At 68.3% G+C, this 1,424-nt stretch carries 1 protein-coding gene and 1 pseudogene; both read right to left on the reverse strand.

Annotation, left to right across the window (positions count from 1 at the left end; all coding sequences use genetic code 11):
* Window positions 1–103: 103 nt before the first annotated feature.
* Window positions 104–435: pseudogene (locus ACZ4NT_RS39300) on the reverse strand (hypothetical protein).
* A gap of 73 nt (window positions 436–508) precedes the next feature.
* A protein-coding gene (locus tag ACZ4NT_RS39305; protein ID WP_467730228.1) for an IS5 family transposase occupies window positions 509–1,394 on the reverse strand; the annotation gives its coding sequence in 2 pieces (ribosomal slippage) (window positions 509–887 and window positions 886–1,394; 888 coding nt in all).
* Window positions 1,395–1,424 lie beyond the last annotated feature (30 nt).

Below are 1,424 nucleotides of genomic sequence, written 5' to 3' on the forward strand. Positions count from 1 at the left end.
AGCATCCGACAGGATCAACTCGGCCTTCGGCCGCCCAGTACGTGCCACCCCACAACCCTACACATCTAAATGGAATTCCTGACTCAGAAGACTAGGCCGTGTTTTAGTTCTGGCTGTCCTGCCTGGTGGGCCGTCCGGGGAAGTCGCGGGCGGCCATCCAGATCCTGAGGTCCTCGGCGATCCAGCCAATGTTGGTCTCGGTGAGGACATCGTGTTCACGGCGGGTGGCGTCGCGGCGGACGATCTCGTAACCGCCTTCGTCGAGGACGGCGACGGAGGCGTACAGACCGGGTCGTCCTCGTCGGGCTGGATGACGACGAAGGTGTTGTCCGAGTCGTTGAGGGCCTCGATGAGTATGAACAGGACGTCCTCGGACGGGGCATTGGCGTACTCGCCGCTCTCGCTCTCGGCACGGTAGTACGTTGCCCCCCCCATCAGCTGTGTCTCCCCTCGCCCCGCTGACCTGATCGCGGCCAGGATGACATGCGGGGCCGACACTTCCGTCAGGTCACAGCCATTCGTTGATCGCAGCAATCAGGACGGTCGCCTCGAAACGGACCGCGAGCTTGTCGAACCGGGTGGCCACCGACCGGTTCCGCTTCAGCCGATTGATGCCGCATTCGACCGCGTGCCGCCCCTGGTAATCCTCGCGGTCGAACGCCGGAGGCCGCCCGCCGGCCCGTCCCCGGCGCTTGCGGTGCCCGGCCTGATCGGCGGGTTCCGGGATCGTGCAGCGGATCCCGCGTCGACGCAGGTAGGCACGGTTCGCCCGCGACGAGTACGCCTTGTCGCCCCGCACCCGCACCGGACGGACCCGCGGCCGCCCCACCCCGAGACGGGGAACTTTGATGGCTTCCAGCACGGCGGTGAACTGCGGACTGTCCCCCCTGGCCTGCCGTGACCAGCACCGACAACGGCTTCTGCCCCTGCTCGCAGGCAAGGTGGATCTTCGTGGTCCAGCCACCCCGGGACCGGCCCAGGCCGTGGTCGTCGGGCTCGGCCCCAAGGCCGCCCGGGGGTTCCTTCTGGGCTCGGCCGTCGCGCCGTGCGCCTGCCGCGTGTTGATGGGCGCGGCAGATCGTGGAGCCGACGTTGACGTCCCACGTGATCAGTCCGGCGGCGTCCGCACGGGCCTGCAGCCCGGTCAGGACGGCTGCCCAGACACCACCGCGCTGCCAGCGACGGAAGAGTCCGTAGACCGTCTGCCACGGACCGTACTCAGCGGGCAGGTCCCGCCACGGAGCACCCGTCCGCACCCGCCAACGGATCCCGTCGATCAACCGCCGCCGTCCCGGCGATGGCCTTCCCAGCACCGCAACCGGCAACAACGGCCCTAGGCACTGTTTCTCGGATCTCCCTCTTGGGGTGGGGTGTTGGGGGCAGGCTGGCTCCATGGGACGCGGAGACCTGACGAATGCGGAGTG

The organism is Streptomyces sp. NPDC026417, assembly GCF_055567695.1.